At 70.9% G+C, this 15,584-nt stretch carries 12 protein-coding genes; 4 read left to right on the plus strand and 8 right to left on the minus strand.

Going from position 1 to position 15,584, the window contains the following annotated elements:
• Positions 1–51 precede the first annotated feature (51 nt).
• On the plus strand, positions 52–1,899 hold the full coding sequence (locus ACTOQ3_RS13755) for a DUF4434 domain-containing protein (protein WP_440083773.1): 1,848 nt from the start codon (positions 52–54) through the stop codon (positions 1,897–1,899).
• Positions 1,900–1,918: 19 nt separating this feature from the next.
• On the plus strand, positions 1,919–2,587 hold the full coding sequence (locus tag ACTOQ3_RS13760) for an NUDIX hydrolase (RefSeq protein WP_362834754.1): 669 nt from the start codon (positions 1,919–1,921) through the stop codon (positions 2,585–2,587).
• A 58-nt stretch (positions 2,588–2,645) separates the two neighbouring features.
• On the opposite strand, the gene ACTOQ3_RS13765 is transcribed toward ACTOQ3_RS13760, so the two are convergent.
• Entirely contained in the window at positions 2,646–3,296 is a 651-nt protein-coding gene (locus ACTOQ3_RS13765; RefSeq protein WP_440083774.1) for a Uma2 family endonuclease, read from the minus strand.
• 80 nt (positions 3,297–3,376) lie between these two features.
• On the opposite strand from ACTOQ3_RS13765, the gene hisC reads away from it, so the two are divergent.
• On the plus strand, positions 3,377–4,438 hold the full coding sequence (gene hisC, locus ACTOQ3_RS13770; protein ID WP_440083775.1) for a histidinol-phosphate transaminase: 1,062 nt from the start codon (positions 3,377–3,379) through the stop codon (positions 4,436–4,438).
• Between the two features lie 167 nt (positions 4,439–4,605).
• On the opposite strand, the gene ACTOQ3_RS13775 is transcribed toward hisC, so the two are convergent.
• From ACTOQ3_RS13775 to purD, 5 genes are all read right to left on the minus strand, one after another.
• A complete protein-coding gene (locus ACTOQ3_RS13775) occupies positions 4,606–5,553 on the minus strand; it encodes an EamA family transporter (protein ID WP_440083776.1) in 948 nt (315 codons plus the stop codon).
• A gap of 428 nt (positions 5,554–5,981) precedes the next feature.
• Positions 5,982–7,271, minus strand: coding sequence for a GTP cyclohydrolase IIa (locus ACTOQ3_RS13780; RefSeq protein ID WP_344746819.1), 1,290 nt, complete (start codon positions 7,269–7,271; stop codon positions 5,982–5,984).
• A 225-nt stretch (positions 7,272–7,496) separates the two neighbouring features.
• Positions 7,497–8,765, minus strand: a complete 1,269-nt coding sequence (gene murA, locus ACTOQ3_RS13785; protein WP_362689773.1) for a UDP-N-acetylglucosamine 1-carboxyvinyltransferase — start codon at positions 8,763–8,765, stop codon at positions 7,497–7,499.
• A 308-nt stretch (positions 8,766–9,073) separates the two neighbouring features.
• The gene (locus ACTOQ3_RS13790; protein ID WP_440067715.1) at positions 9,074–10,108 is read right to left on the minus strand and encodes a hypothetical protein; all 1,035 of its coding nucleotides are present in this window, start codon (positions 10,106–10,108) and stop codon (positions 9,074–9,076) included.
• 101 nt (positions 10,109–10,209) lie between these two features.
• Positions 10,210–11,442, minus strand: a complete 1,233-nt coding sequence (gene purD, locus ACTOQ3_RS13795; protein ID WP_440083777.1) for a phosphoribosylamine--glycine ligase — start codon at positions 11,440–11,442, stop codon at positions 10,210–10,212.
• A gap of 605 nt (positions 11,443–12,047) precedes the next feature.
• Between purD and corA the strand changes: the two genes are divergently transcribed.
• Positions 12,048–13,094 (plus strand): magnesium/cobalt transporter CorA, encoded by a 1,047-nt coding sequence (corA, locus tag ACTOQ3_RS13800; protein ID WP_440083778.1) that lies wholly within the window; start codon positions 12,048–12,050, stop codon positions 13,092–13,094.
• A gap of 24 nt (positions 13,095–13,118) precedes the next feature.
• Here corA and ACTOQ3_RS13805 read toward each other — a convergent pair whose 3' ends face one another.
• Complete coding sequence (locus tag ACTOQ3_RS13805; RefSeq protein ID WP_440083779.1) at positions 13,119–14,045, minus strand: glycerophosphodiester phosphodiesterase family protein; 927 nt, start codon at positions 14,043–14,045, stop codon at positions 13,119–13,121.
• 85 nt (positions 14,046–14,130) lie between these two features.
• The gene (locus tag ACTOQ3_RS13810) at positions 14,131–15,414 is read right to left on the minus strand and encodes an adenylosuccinate synthase (protein ID WP_440083780.1); all 1,284 of its coding nucleotides are present in this window, start codon (positions 15,412–15,414) and stop codon (positions 14,131–14,133) included.
• Positions 15,415–15,584: the final 170 nt, after the last annotated feature.

A 15,584-nucleotide genomic window follows, 5' to 3' on the forward strand; every position in this document is an offset into this window, starting at 1 on the left:
CCGCCCGGCTCCTTATGTCTGCCTGATCACAAGAACGGTAGTGTCCTGAACGTGCGCTGGCTCATCGCTTTCCTGGGCGTGGCGATCCTCGCAGGGGTGGCGGCGTTCGTGGTGACCACCCCCGTCGGGAACGGCTCCCCGACGGCGGGGAGCTCGTCGCTCGCGGCCTCGCCCTCGTCCTCGTCGTCCTCGTCGCCCTCCGCCTCCCCCTCGGTCCCGGTGCCGGAGGTGGCCGAGTTCACCGACCCGTGTGGAACGTTCGACACGACGATGCGCTGGCCGTACGCGATCACCGGCTACTGGCTGATCCCGACCGCCGACCACTGCACCTGGCGCCGGCAGTTCGGCGCGATCCACGAGGTGGGCGGCGACACGGTGATCCGGATCGGCTGGGGCCTGCAGGCGCGCAACGTCGACGACGACGGCCGGATCCTCGACGGCGAGGGGAACGTCGACGCCCGCTACGAGCCGTGCGAGGAGGACGGGGTGCCGTGCGCGCTGGCGGCGGAGAACGACCTCAAGGCCGCCAACCCCGGCAACCGGGTGAGCTGGACGTTCGTCTACCGCACCGACGAGGCGTTCGGTCCCGACCTGTTCCGCTGCCCCGAGTTCGAGCGGAAGATCGTCACGGAGAAGACCGTCTTCTACCGGATCGTCGCCACCGACGACGGCACCGACGACGCGAGCTGCGAGAACATCCGGGCCAAGGGACGCGGCTATCACGTGATCCTGGTCGCGGCCGCGCACGAGGACAGCCTCACCGAGTTGCTCGACCTCGGCGACCGGTTCGGGGTGAAGGTCTACCCCGCGCTGCCGCTCGCCCCCCGCGACCCGGCGCAGAAGACCCGGGCCGCCAAGCAGGGCACCGACACGCTCACCACGCTCACCCGGCGGATCATGCAGGACTACGGGGCGCGCTTCCAGGACCGGGAGTCGCTGGGCGGTTTCTACCAGCCGTTCGAGCTGCAGATGCGCGAGATGAAGTACATCGGGGACTCCGAGGCCGACCACCCGACGCTCAGGGTCTACGCCTCGCAGCACGAGATCGTCGAGCAGGAGATGCCCGGCAGGCCCGTCCTCGTCAGCCCCTACCTCGACGCCCGCAAGGAGCGGCCGTTCAGCGCCACCCCCAAGCAGGTCGCCAGGGGCTTCGAGGCCCTCGTCAGGACCGGCGTCGGGATCATCGCCCCGCAGGACAGCCGGGGTACCGGCAAGGTCGGGCTGTTCTGGCCCGACCAGCGCGAGGACGAGGTCGACGAGCGGCTGCGCTCGGTCGTCGACGAGAAGACCAACGGCGACGCGTACCACGGCTCGACCCGCGACTACTATCGCGAGATGTCCCTGGCCAGGACCAGGATGGTCGAGCAGGGTTTCAACGTGCAGCTCTGGGCCAACGTCGAGGCCTTCGAGCCGACCGGCGAGGAGCGGTGCGCCGCGGGTTCCGAGCGGGGGCGCACCGACAAGGAGCGGCTCGACACGGCCGTGGCACAGGTCGGGCGCTACGTCTCCAAGATCGTCTCCTACATGTGGAGCGACTTCTACACCTGCGGCTCCCCGTCCCTCGCCGAGGAGATCGCCCGCGACCACGACCGGCCCATCGCGGCCGACGCGATCCGCATGCCGCGCGACATCCAGGACGGCGTGGAGATCCGCGGCTACAACATCCCCATGGGCTCCAAGATCACGCTCACCTGGAAGGGCCAGGAGGAGCCCCACGTCGTCGACGTGGCCGGGGTGAACCTGACCGAGCCGCCGCCGGACCTGCCGGTGCGGATGAGCACGGCGTGGATCCCGTTCGACTGGTCCAAGGTGCCGGACGACACCTGGGTCCAGGTCTCGGTCGCGGCGGCCGACGGACGCGCCGCCACCGAGCCGCTGCACGTCCGCGTGCGGGTCTGACCGGTGTAACGTGCCTGCCATGGTGCCGCGCATTCCCGTCAGCGTGGACCTTGTCGTCCTCACGGTGCGCCGCCAGGTGCTGAGCGCGCTCGTCTGGCGGCGTGACAACCCGCCGTACGAGGGACGCTGGGCCCTGTCAGGCGGTTTCATCCAGCTCGACGAGGACCTGCCCGCGGCCGCGGCCCGGGTCCTCGCGGAACGGGCGGGCCTGCCGGGTGCCCCCGTGCACCTGGAGCAGCTCCAGACCTACGGCTACCCCGACCGCGACCCGCGCCAGCGCGTGCTGAGCGTGGCCTACCTCGGTCTCGCCCCGCACCTGCCGACCTCCACCGAGGCGCACATGAGCTGGCAGCCGGTCTCCGCGCTGCTGCGCGAGATGGCCTTCGACCACCGGCGCATCATGGTCGACGGGATCGAACGGGCCCGCGCCAAGCTGGAGTACACCCCGCTGGGCGCGGCCTTCTGCCCGCCGGAGTTCACCGTCGCCGAGCTGCGCCGGGTCTACGAGATCGTCTGGGGCCGCCCCCTCGACCCGCGCAACTTCCACCGGAAGGTCACCAAGGCCGAGGGCTTCCTGGTGCCCACCGGCGGCACCACCACCCGCGACGGCGGCCGCCCCGCCAAGCTCTACCGCCGCGGCCCCGCCGTGGCGCTGCACCCCCCGATGCTCCGCTCCCTCAAGGAGTAGCCGGTTCCCCGCCGTCGCCGGAGCCCCGCTGTCGTGAGCCGTGGGGCCTCGCCGCCGATCAGAGGTCGTCGATCTCCGTCAGGTCGACGTCGACGTCGAACGGGACGCTGAGCTTCAGCCGGTCGTGGTGGATCCCCATGAGCGCGTAGGCCTTGGTGGCCGGGTCCAGCTCGTAGACGTAGACGACCGGGCGGCCGTCCTTCTCCTCGATCCGCCAGAAGTGGTCGATGCCCGCCTGGGCGTACAGGACCGGCTTGCGCTCCCGGTCGCGGATCTCCGACTCGGCGGAGACGACCTCGACGGCGAGGACGACGTCGGCCGGCTGGTAGGTGGTCTGTTTCGGATCCTTCACGGCTTCGGCGTGGACCACCAGGAGGTCCGGCTCGGGACGTTGCCGCTTTCCGAGCGTCATCGTCATCTCCCTGCGAACGCGCAGGTCGGCCGGAACGGTCCGACGTAGCGCGCTCTCCAGGAGAAAGAGCGTCGACATGTGGAAGTTGGTCTGGGGGCTCACGAAGACGAGAGTGCCATCGACGAGTTCCGTGTGGGGAGGGATCCCTCGAAGCCGGTCGAGGTCCTCGGCCGAGAAGCCCTCTTCGGGGGGAAACACCCAACTGGGCAGCGGCTCCAGCTCGGGCGACCCCGTCTCGTCCGCCTCGGTGTTCGGCGCCTCGGCGCTCGGCCTCTCGGCCAGCGGTGCGATGCTCATGTCGTCCTCCCGGTCGGGCACGCCTCTCACCTCCAGTGTTACAGGATGCCCCATCCGCCCGCTGCTCATAAAGTAAGGCCATGCCTCGTTTCCGCGCGATCCTGGACACGATGCCCGCCTACCGTGCGGGCAAGGCCGTGGTGTCCGCCGACGGCCGGTCCTACAAGCTCTCCTCGAACGAATGCCCCTACGAGCCGCTGCCCTCGGTGGTCGAGGCGGTCGCCAGGGCGGCGACCCAGATGCACCGCTATCCCGATCCTGCGGCCACGGAGCTGACCGGGGCGATCGCCGAGAGGTACGGCGTCCCGGCCGAGCACGTCGCCCTCGGCGCGGGCTCGGTGACGGTGGCCCAGCAGCTCTTCGAGACCGTGAGCGAGCCGGGCGCCGAGGTGATCTACGCCTGGCGGTCCTTCGAGGCGTACCCGCTCCTGGCCGACCTGGCGGGGGCGACCTCGGTGCGGGTCCCGCTGCTGGGGGAGACGCACCACCTGGAGGCCATGGCCGACGCGATCACCCCGCACACCCGCATGATCTTCGTCTGCAACCCGAACAACCCCACCGGCACGGTCGTGCACGCGGCCGAGCTGGAGGCCTTCCTCGACCGGGTGCCGGAGAGCGTGCTCGTCGTGCTCGACGAGGCCTACCGCGAGTACGTCAGGGACGCCGGGGTCACCGACGGGCTCACCATCTACCGCGACCGGCCGAACGTGGCCGTGCTGCGGACCTTCTCCAAGGCGTACGGCCTGGCCGGGCTCCGGGTGGGCTACCTGATCGCCGACGAGCCGGTGGCGTCCGCCGTCCGCAAGACGACCGTGCCGTTCGCGGTCAACCACCTCGCCCAGGTCGCCGCGGTCGCCTCGCTGGCCGCCGAGGACGAGCTGATGGAGCGGGTCGACGCCGTGGTCAAGGAGCGCGACCGGGTCCGCGAGGCGCTGATCGCCCAGGGCTGGGAGGTGCCGGTGAGCGAGGCCAACTTCGTCTGGCTCCGGCTGGGGGAGCGCACGCTCGACTTCGCCGGTTCGTGCGCGACCGAGGGTGTCGCGGTGCGGCCCTTCGCCGGGGAGGGCGCCCGCGTCTCCATCGGCGACCCCGAGGCCAACGACACCTTCCTGGCCGCCGCGGCGGCCTTCCGGAGCGCCTGACCCGCCCTGACCCGTCTGACCCGCCCTGACCCGTCGGCCCGGCCGCACGCCGGGCCGACTTCCACTCCGGCACGCTCGCGCCGGGCCGTCCCCCGCTCCGGCGACCTCCGCGCCGGACCGCCCTCGCGCCGGGTGCCCGCGGGCTGCACAGCCGGGACGGCCGCGGGCTACACGGCCGCGGGCTCCGGCTTCGTCTCCGGTGCGGGCTCCGGCTTCCTGCGCCGTTCGGTGGAGACCACCAGGGCCACGCCGATGACGATCACCACGCCGGCCGCGACCATCGAGCCGGTGACCGGCTCGCTCAGCACGAGGGCGCCCAGCACGACCGCCACGACCGGGTTGACGTAGGCGTAGGTGGAGATCAGCGAGATCGGCGCGTTGCCCAGCAGCCACACATACGCCGTGAAGGCGACCAGGGACCCGATCAGGATCAGGTAGGCCAGTGCGGTCCACGACCGCGCGGAGACGGTGGCGACGTCGAGGCGCTCGCCCATCACGGCGGCGGTGAGGGCGAGCCCGACACCACCCGCCGCCATCTCGACGGCGCTCGCGGAGAAGGGGTTCGCGGGCATCGGGATGCGGGACGCCAGGAACGAACCGGCCGCCCACGACAGCGACGCCAGCAGGATGATCGTGATTCCGGCGCCGTCGGCCGCGTTGCTCCCGCCGCCCAGCGAGAGCACCGCCACGCCGCCGAACCCGATGAGCACCCCGACGAGCGTCAGCGCCCGCGGCCGGTCCCTGAACAGGACCCTGAAGATGACCAGCCAGAGCGGCGTCGAGGCCACCAGCAGCGCCGCCAGGCCGCTGGAGATGTGCTGCTCGGCCACGGCGACCATGCCGTTGCCGCCGTTCAGCAGCAGCAGGCCGACCAGGGCCGCCCCGCCCGCCTCCTTCCAGGTCATCCGGAAGGCGTCCCGGCCCTTCAGCAGGTACACCGCGGCGCCGAGGACGAGCGCGGCCGTGACGAAGCGGACAGCCCCGCTGAGCAGCGGCGGGATCGTCTCGATCGTGATCATGATCGCCAGGTACGTGGAACCCCACACCACGTAAACGATCGCCAGCGCCCCCCAGACGAGGAGCGCCTTGCGGCTGTCAGCACTGTCTTGACCCATAGCTCATGACAATAGCGGCTGAAACCGACAATCCGCTCGCGGGTTTCGGACCTTGAGATCCGTCGGGGCGGACCGTGACCGGCCGGGTTCCGCGACACCGCGTCCGGTCGGATCCGGCGGAACGCGCTCCGGGGAATCGCGGCCCGGGAATCCTCGCCGTACCGGGACGGGCGAGCCGTAATGGCCGGGCCGGAATGAACGGATCCCGTGAACAGGTCCGGTGAACAGACCAAAATAAACAGGCCGGAATGAACAAGCCACGGTGAACACGCCGGGCCGGGCGGACCGTGGTGAACAGGCCGCGGCGAACACACCGCGAGCCGGCGGGTCACGCCACGCCACGCCGGGCCCGGCGCGCCGTGACCTGGGAGGTTCCGCCGTCCGGGTGCGGCGGAAGCCTCCAGGTCGGTGCGGGCCGTGCGCGGGGCTCAGCGGGTGCCGAGCTTCTCCACGATCAGCCGGTACAGCTGCCGGGGGCGTCCCGGCTGCGGCGTCCGGTTCGGCGGAAGCGGCCACGCGAGTCCCTCGTCTACCAGCGTGCGCAGCAACCGCCGTGCCGTACGCGGGGTGACGCCGAGCATCTTGCCCGCGCCCTCCGCGTCCACCACCGTGTCCCCACCCTCCAGCTTGGCCGCCAGCCGGGCCAGGACCTCCACGCCCTTCGGCTTCAGCGGTCCGGCGCCCTGAGGGGGCATCCTGGGCGCCGGGATCAGCGCCCTGCCCTCGCGGTCGACCGCGAAGCCCTGGGCCTGCTTGCCCGCCTGGGTGCGCGCCAGCGCGGCCCTGGCGTGCGACTCGGCGTCGTGGGTGGTACGGCCCATGCCGACGCCCACCTCGACCGCCAGGCCCAGCTCGTCGCGGACCCGCGCGGCGAACGGCAGGACCCGGAAGCCCTCGGTGGCCGCGGCGACCGACCCGCGGGTCGCGGTGACCATGTAGCTGTGGTCGTCGACCGCGGTGACCGACGCGTTGATCCGGTTGGCCTCCTGCACCAGCAACCGGTGCAGGGACAGCCGGAGCTCGTCGCGCCAGTAGCGCGGCGCGGCCCGGCGGACCGGCTCGCGCAGCGTGGGCACCTCCACCAGGACCACGGTGAGCTGCGACTCCTCCAGTCTGTGGTGCGCGCCCAGCAGGGCCGCCGTGTGCAGCGCCGTGCGCACCGCGGCGGAGGTGGGGCGGATCCTCACCACGGGCACCCCCGCGGTCTGGAGGCGGTCGGCGACCGCGGGCAGACAGGTGAGCGCCCCGCTCGTGCTGCCCTGGCGGGCGAGGCGTTCATGGAAGGCCGCGATCGTACCGGTGGCGCCCGGTTCGTCGCGGCTCTGCACATCCCCTGAGGGAAGGCTCAAATCGTTGTACGCCTCCTCGACCTCCGCTCTGCCCAGGACATCGATGCTGACCCTGCGCGGGTCTATCCGCTCGTCCAGCGCGGCCCTCGCCAGCGCGGCGATCAGCGCGGCGCCGCCGAGCTGGACATACGTCGCGGGCATCGTCAGCACCCCCGATCGCCGGGCCAGGTCGTAGGGGACCGGGCTGGCGAACAGGCATGCGTCCACCCCGGCTCCCAGCCGGGTGACCTTGTCGGCTGCCTCCTGCTCGTCACGGTATGCCGCCGCCACCAGGCGGCAGGGTAACGGGGCAGCCGCATGCCCCATCAACATCACCCGTTCGACGAGGTCATGGGGGCCCACCACACCGATAGTGAGGTCCGGTGTCATGGCACCCGGGCGTGACACTCGTGGCGCTTCTTCGGCCCGCTCGACCAATGTTCGTCCCATCATGCCGTCCGTTTGTTTTCGGCTCTCTTTTGGAACGATCGCTCGCGAGGGCCGTAATGTCACGCCCGATTTGCGGCCAATTCCGGAAGCAACTTCCGGGTTAAAGCCATGACTGGCATCGTTTACACAGGTCAGAGCGGTTTTTGAGCGTCTCAAACCTGCTGATTATGAAGCTGAAATCTCTCGCCGCACATCGGCCCCCAGGGACTGCATACGCTCGGCCAGATAAGAGTGCCCGCGGTCGATGAGATATCCCGATTCGATCACGGTCTCCCCCTCGGCGGCCAGGCCCGCGAGCACGAGCGCGATTCCCGAACGCAGATCGTGCGCGGTCACCTGTGTCCCGGTGAGCGGAGTGGCACCGCGAACGACAGCGCTGTTCTCTTTCACTTCAATATCGGCGCCCATCTTGTTCAGCTCTGAGGCCAGAGCGAAACGCCCGTCGAAGATGCGTTCATGAATGTAACTGGCGCCGTCGGCGAGGCAGGCGACCGTCATGATCGGCGACTGCAGGTCCGTGGCGAAACCGGGGTAGGTGTCGGTGATCACGTTGATCGGGCGCAGCGGGCGGTCCCTGCGCACGTGGAGCACCGCGCCGTGGTCGGCGAACTCCACCCCCATCTGCTCCAGCTTGTAGCGGACCACGCCGAGGTGGTCCAGGTCGGCGCCGACCAGGTTGACCTCGCCGCCGGTGACGGCGGCGGCCATGGCGAACACGCCCGCGTCGAGGCGGTCCGGCATCACGGTGTGCTCGACGGCCTGGAGCTCCTCCACGCCCTCCACGGTGATGAACCCCGTGCCGCCGCCGCTGATCTTCGCGCCCATCCGGGTCAGCATCTCGATCACGTCGAGGACCTCGGGCTCCAGCGCCGCGTTCTCGATCACGGTGGTGCCGCGCCCGAGGGCGGCGGCCATGATCAGGTTCTCGGTGCCGGTGTGCGAGGGGGTGTCCAGGTACAGGGTGGCGCCGGTGAGGCCCGCCGACTTGACGTGGATGACCGAGTCGCCCTCGTCCACGAGCGCGCCCAGGCGCTTGTAGCCCAGGTAGTGGAAGTCGAGGTTGCGGCTGCCCAGGTTGCAGCCGCCCACGCCCTCGATGATCGCCTCACCGAGGCGGTGCAGCAGGGCGGGCACGAACAACACGGAACCGCGGAAGCGACGGGCGATCTCGGCGGGCAGGACCGGGCTGCTGAGCGTCGAGGCGTCGATCACCAGCGTGCGCTCCGCCTCGTGGAGCTCGACCGTGGCACCGACCGTCTCGGCCAGCTCGACCGCGCGGCGGACGTCCTCGATGATGGGGACGTTGCGCAGGACCGTCCGGCCTCTGGACGCCAGCAGCGCCGCGCCGATCATGGGAAGCACGGCGTTCTTGGCACCCTGGATGAAGGCGGTTCCACGAAGTGGGTTGCCACCGCGCACGCGGTAACGGACCATGCGTCATGCTCCTTGAAGTGGTTCGGGTGATTCATGTGGCGCGGGGCGGCAGCCGAGGTTTATCGGCCAACAGTAGCCGTTGGATGCCCCTGAACCGGCCACTTCAGGGGGGAACTACCCCTCGGATCGCCGGTAATCATCGGCCCTCGCGGCGGCGGGCGCCGGCGGCCCGCCCGCCCGTGCTCCCCGGTGTCCCCGCGCCCCTTCGACCATGTCTCCCGCACCGCTCGCGGCCGGACCGCGCAGAAGATCATCTCATGGCCCGGCGGCCGCGGTACAGGGAGGGGCGCGGCCCTGACGGGCGGGCGTCATCTGCTCTTCGTGCCGCCCGCGGCGGTGAGCGGTGAGGCGGCCGACAGGAGGTTGTCGGCCCTCTGGTCCACGAAGCGGGTGACGACCTGCTGGCCGTACCCGAACGCCATCGCCCAGACCAGGATCGCGGGCTGCGAGCCCAGCCCCGCGAAACCGGGCACGAAGCCCGAGTTCAGGATCAGCAGCCCGAGTACCGAGGTGGCCACCCCCGCGGGCGCCTTGAGAAGGTTCTGGACGACCGCCAGCGAGTAGCGGGTGGACAGCTCCGAGCGGGTCGACAGCGAGGCCGCGGTGGCCAGCGCCGCGCCCAGCATGCCGATCAGGGCCACGAGCGGGACGTCGCCGTGGCCGGGCTGCAGGCCACCCGTCGGGCAGATCTGGGCGGGCATCAGCCCCTGGGTGCGGATCACCGACTGGTTGCCGCACATCGGGATGACGTTCGGCCAGATCGCGCCGATGACCACCACGCCCAGCACGATCAGGCTCAGCATGACCACCCCGCCGAGCAGCAGGTTGCGGAAGCTGCGGACCCGCCCGGTCTCCATCGCCTGCGCGGTGTACGCGGCCCGCAGCACCGACTGCATCAGCGGCCTGTCGTTCTCCCCCAGGTCCCCCGCCGCGAGCCTGGCCTGGAGGTGGACCAGCCGGGGGTCGTCGCCGGGCAGGTACGCCCGGCCGATCGCCGCCACCTCCGGGCCCCGCCCGCACAGCTCCGCCGTCGGCAGCACGCCGTACAGCATCACGGTCGCGCTGTTGACGTTGGACCAGGCGCCCTCGATGGCCTGGCCGGTCAGCCAGCGCCGCACGCCGTGCCTGCTGCGCGCGTACGTCTCCGCGCGGGCCAGGTGCGTGCCGATGCCCTCGCCCACCGAGACCAGCTGGCCCGCCTCGTCGCGCATCGTGAGGGCCCGCTCGGCGTCGGCCCTGATCTCCTCGCTGCGGGTGGCCACGTACACCCGCCAGGTGCCGGGCCAGCGCAGCACGCCGGTGTCGCCGATCCGCTCGGGGGGGATCGCGGGGTCAAGCGACATCGTTCCTCCGAAGGGAGCGGCCCGGGACGGGCACTGCCGACTGCCCCAGGCTTACCGCGACATGCCGATCAGGCGCTATGCCTCTCCGGAAAAACGCGGGTTCAGGCGCCGCGGCCCGCGATGTCGGTGCGGTGGTGCGAGCCGCGCATCCGGATGCGCTCCACGGCCTCGTAGGCCGCCGCCCGGGCGGCGGGGACGTCGGGCCCGGTGCCGACCACGCTGAGCACCCGGCCCCCGTTGGAGACGATCCGGTCGCCGTCGAGGGCGGTGCCCGAGTGCAGCACGTAGGCGTCCTCGACCGGGTCGGACAGCCCCTCGATCACGTCGCCCTTCACCGGCTCCGCCGGGTAGTTCTCCGCGGCGATCACCACGGTCACCGCGGCGCCGTCGCGGTAGGAGAGCGGCCCGAACCGGTCGAGCGTCCCGTTCGCGCAGGCGAGCAGCAGGCCGGCGAGGGGCGTCTCCAGCCGGTCCAGCACGACCTGGGTCTCCGGGTCGCCGAACCTGGCGTTGAACTCGATCACCTTCGGGCCCTTGGACGTGAGGGCCAGCCCCACGTACAGCACTCCCGTGTACGGTGTGCCGCGCCTGGCCAGCTCGGTCACGGTCGGCATGACGGTCTCGGCCATCACCTGGTCGGCGAGGTCGTCCGGCGCCCACGGCAGCGGGGTGTAGGCGCCCATCCCGCCGGTGTTGGGGCCCTGGTCGTCATCGTAGGCGCGCTTGTGGTCCTGGGCGGGCTGGAGCGGCACGGCGGTGGAGCCGTCGCAGAGCGCGAACAGCGACACCTCGGGGCCGTCGAGGAACTCCTCGATCACGACCCGCCCGCAGGCGGCGGCGTGCCGGAGCGCCTCGTCGCGGTCGCCGGTGACCACCACGCCCTTGCCGGCGGCCAGGCCGTCGTCCTTGACCACGTACGGCGTGCCGAACTCGTCGAGCGCGGCGGCGACCTCCTCGGGCGTGACGCAGGTGTGCGACCGCCCGGTGGGAACGCCCGCCGCGACCATGACGTCCTTGGCGAAGGCCTTGGAGCCCTCGATCAGGGCCGCCTCGCGCGAGGGCCCGAAACAGGGGATCCCGGCCTCCCTGACGGCGTCGGCGACCCCGGCGACCAGGGGGGCCTCGGGGCCGATCACGACCAGGTCCGCCCGGAGTCTCCCGGCCAGGCCGGTGACCGAGGCCGGGTCGGTGGGCGCCACCGGGTGCAGGGTCGCGACCTGCGCGATACCCGCGTTTCCGGGAGCACAGTGAACCTCGGTGACCTGGGGGTCCGCCGCCAGCGACCGGCACAGGGCATGCTCACGCCCGCCGGATCCAATCACAAGAACGCGCACTCGTCAGAGCCTATCGTCCCCCCGGCGTCCCCCTCGGGCCCGCGCCCGCCACCCCCGGGTCTCGCGGCCCCGGACGGCTTTCCGAGCCCGCGTCCGCCATGCTTTTCCCGTCCCCGCACGGAGGAGGCCGGCACTTCGGGAGGCCCGGGCCGGTCGCGGATCCGCGGAGTCGTCCACAGCCTGTGGACAACTCCGGGTGCCTGCGCGGGGGGAAGTGCCGTAAAGCGCGTGTGAATTTTGTCTGGTTCTACATGATCAACACTTGAACCTGGGAGTAAACTGAGAGACACCCTCCCGATCGTGTTACTTTTGGGTGGCTTTGCGTGTCTCTTGCTGATTGGAGGTGGTTCGGGATGTCCTCTGGCGATCCCAGCAGTACGTGCTCGCGCACGCCTGCTGTGCGCACCCTCGACCACCCCATCTCGGTGCCCGACCGGCGCCGCACGCATCACCTCCCTCACCGGGGGTGACATCGCATCGCGTGTGGATCCCGCCAGGTTGGGCGGGAAAGGCTCGCCATGCGCTCCTCGCTTCTTTTTCCCCGTATCAAGCACACCCGTACGATCCGTGCCGCGCACACGCCTGCCGTCTCGCTCCGTGAGCGGATGACCGGCGTCTGCGTCCCGCCGAGCGACTCGCTCGTCGAGTACGCCGCCTACGTGGGCGGCAAGAAGATCGACGCCCTGGGCATCCCCGACGCCCTGGAGATCGTCCGCGCCCACAACGCCGCCGCCGCCGACGGGGGCTCCGGCGGGGGCAACGCCTTCGTCTGGGTCGGCCTGCACGAGCCCGACGCCCCCGAGGTCGAGTGGCTGGCGGAGGTCTTCGCCCTGCACCCGCTCGCCGTCGAGGACGCCGTCAAGGCTCACCAGCGGCCCAAGGTCGAGCGCTACGGCGACTCGGTGTTCGTGGTCCTGAAGACCGTCGCCTACATCGACCACGACGTGCTGACCGCCACCAGCGAGATCATCGGCACCGGCGAGCTCATGGTGTTCGTCGGCCCCGACTTCGTGGTGACCGTGCGCCACGGCAGCCACTGCCCCCTCTCGGAGGTGCGCGCCCGCCTCGAGGACAAGCCCAAGCTCCTCAACCGGGGCCCCACCGGGGTGCTGCACGCGATCGCCGACCACGTCGTCGACAGGTACCTCAGCGTGGCCGACCGGATGCAGGCCGAGCTGGAGGACGTCGAGGCCATGGTCTTCGCCGACGTCAGCGCCCGCGACATCGGCCGGATCTACAACCTCAAGCGCGAGATGATCGAGATGAAGCGGTCCGTCATGCCGCTCCAGTCGCCGATGTCCACGCTGGCCCAGCGCCGGATGATCCCCTCCGAGATGCGCGAGTACTTCCGCGACGTCGTCGACCACCTCGCCCGCGTCTGCGAGCAGGTCGAGTCGTCCAACGAGCTCTGCAACTCGATACTGCAGGCGGCGCTCGCCCGCTCCAACGCGCTCGCCAACGAGGACATGCGGAAGATCTCCTCGTGGGTCGCCATCATGGCCGTCCCCACGATGATCGCCGGCATCTACGGGATGAACTTCGAGCACATGCCCGAGCTCGACTCCGTGTTCGGCTACCCGCTGGTGATCGGCGTGATGGTCATCGCCTGCACGCTGCTCTACCGGGGCTTCCGCCGCAACGGCTGGATGTGATCCCCCGGCTCCGCACCCCGGTCCTCAGGCGCTCAGGGGGTGCGCGAGGGTGATCGGACCGGGGACGCGCATGCCCCGTCCGGCCCACAGGGCGATCATCCGGTCGGGATAGTCGGTGACGATCGCGGCCGCCCCGAGGTCGAGCAGCTCCGCGGCCCGCCCCGGGTCGTTGACGGTCCACACGGCCAGCGGCAGGTCGGCCTTCTCGGCCAGCCGGGCGAACTCCCGGTCGACCATCACGTGCTCGGGGGAGAGCGTGGTGCCCCCGGCCTCGGCCGCGGCGGCCGGGACGTCGCCGTCGAAGTCCTCCAGGCGGAGGCCGTCGAGCCAGACGCTGTCCATGGTGGCGCGCTCGATCAGGGCGTACCGCCGGGTCGCGGGGGCCAGCGAGCGGGCGATCCGCAGGACGCGCCAGTCGAAACTGAGGATCGCCGCCCTGTCGAGCCGGTGGTGCCGGTCGAGCTCGGCGACCACCCTCTCGGTGAACTCGGCGGGGTCGGCGCTCAGGTCGGGCCGGGTCGGGTCGGATTTCAGCTCCACGTGCACCCGCACCCCGTCGGCGCCGTACGCGTCCATCAGCCCCAGCACGGAGCCCAGGGTCGGCATCCGGGTGTTCGGCACCGGCACCTGGGTCGGGGCGAAACGGTCGTCGGGGTGGCGCGGCACCCGTACCCCGCACTCCAGCGTGCGCAGCTGCGCCAGGGTGAGCGCGCCGACGGGCCGGCCCACGTACGGGAAGGCGGGGTCGCCCGCGAAGGCGGGACGGACGTCGGCGCTGGTCACCGGGGACACGGTGAGATCGTGGGTGAGCACCAGCCGCCGGTCGGCCGTCAGCGCGACGTCGAGCTCCAGCGCGTCGACACCCAGTTCGAGGGCGTGGGCGAAGCCGGGCAGGGTGTTCTCGGGACGGAGCCCGCGGGCGCCGCGGTGACCGTGAATCTCGGCATGCACACAGGGACCTTATCCACCCCGAGCGCCGATCGTCCGGTACGGCTCGCCCCTCGGCGACGCCGGGCGCGGGCCGTACCGGCGGAAACTAGAGCATCGAGTGGATCTGGAGCGTCTCGGTGCGGCCGGGGCCGACCCCGACGGCCGAGATCCTGGCGCCGCTCATCTCCTCCAGGGCCTTCACGTACGCCTGCGCGTTGGCGGGCAGGTCATCGAAGCTCCGGGCGCCGGTGATGTCCTCCTTCCAGCCGGGGAACTCCTCGTACACCGGCCTGGCGTGGTGGAAGTCGGTCTGGGTCATCGGGATCTCGTCGTGGCGGACGCCGTCGACCTCGTAGGCGACGCAGACGGGGATCGTGTCCAGGCCGGACAACACGTCCAGCTTGGTGAGGAAGTAGTCGGTGACGCCGTTGATCCGGGTGGCGTAGCGGGCGATGACCGCGTCGAACCAGCCGCAGCGGCGGTTGCGACCGGTGGTCACCCCGTACTCGCCGCCGGTGGTGCGCAGCCACTCGCCCATCTCGTCGTCGAGCTCGGTCGGGAACGGGCCGGCGCCCACGCGGGTGGTGTACGCCTTCAGGATGCCGATCACGCCGGTGAGCCGGGTCGGCGGGATGCCGGAACCGGAGCAGGCGCCGCCGCTCGTCGGGGAGGAGGAGGTGACGAAGGGGTAGGTGCCGTGGTCGATGTCGAGCAGGTTGCCCTGCCCGCCCTCGAGCAGCACGACCTTGTTCTCGTCCAGCGCCCTGTTGAGAACCAGCGAGGTGTCGGCGATGTGCGGCGTGAGGCGCTCGGCGTAGCCGAGATACTCCTCCAGGACCTTGCCCGCGTCGATCGCCCGGCGATTGTAGATCTTGGTGAGGATCTGGTTCTTCTCGCCCAGCGCGACCTCGATCTTCTTCTGCAGGATGCCCGGGTCCAGCAGGTCCTGGACCCGCACGCCCATCCGGTAGATCTTGTCGCCGTACGCGGGGCCGATGCCGCGCCCGGTCGTGCCGATCTTGGCCTTGCCGAGGTAGCGCTCGGTGACCTTGTCGATGGCCTTGTGGTGGGGCATGATCAGGTGCGCGTTGGCGGAGATCAACAGGCGCTCGGAGGAGACCCCGCGGGCCTCGAGCCCGTCGATCTCGCTCAGCAGCACGCCCGGGTCGATGACGACACCGTTGCCGATCACGGGGACGACGTTCGGGGAGAGCACTCCCGTGGGCAGCAGGTGCAGCGCGTACTTCTGGTCGCCGATGACGACCGTGTGGCCCGCGTTGTTGCCCCCCTGGTATCTGACGACGTAGTCGACCTGGTCTCCGAGCAGGTCGGTCGCCTTACCCTTGCCCTCATCGCCCCACTGGGCACCAACGAGAACGACAGCCGGCATCGTGAGTCTCCCACCACAAAAACGAAAACCCCTGACGCAATCGCGACAGGGGCTCTTGCGTGGAGAGAATACCCGACGGCGTCCGAAATGGGGATCTCCCACCTCGCGAAAGGGGGTGCGGTGAGAGATCCCGGGGGTGGATCGGACGCTGACCGGCGGCTCAGCGAGGC

Origin of the sequence: Streptosporangium sp. LJ11, assembly GCF_051918945.1 — a bacterium.
GTDB lineage: Bacteria > Actinomycetota > Actinomycetes > Streptosporangiales > Streptosporangiaceae > Streptosporangium.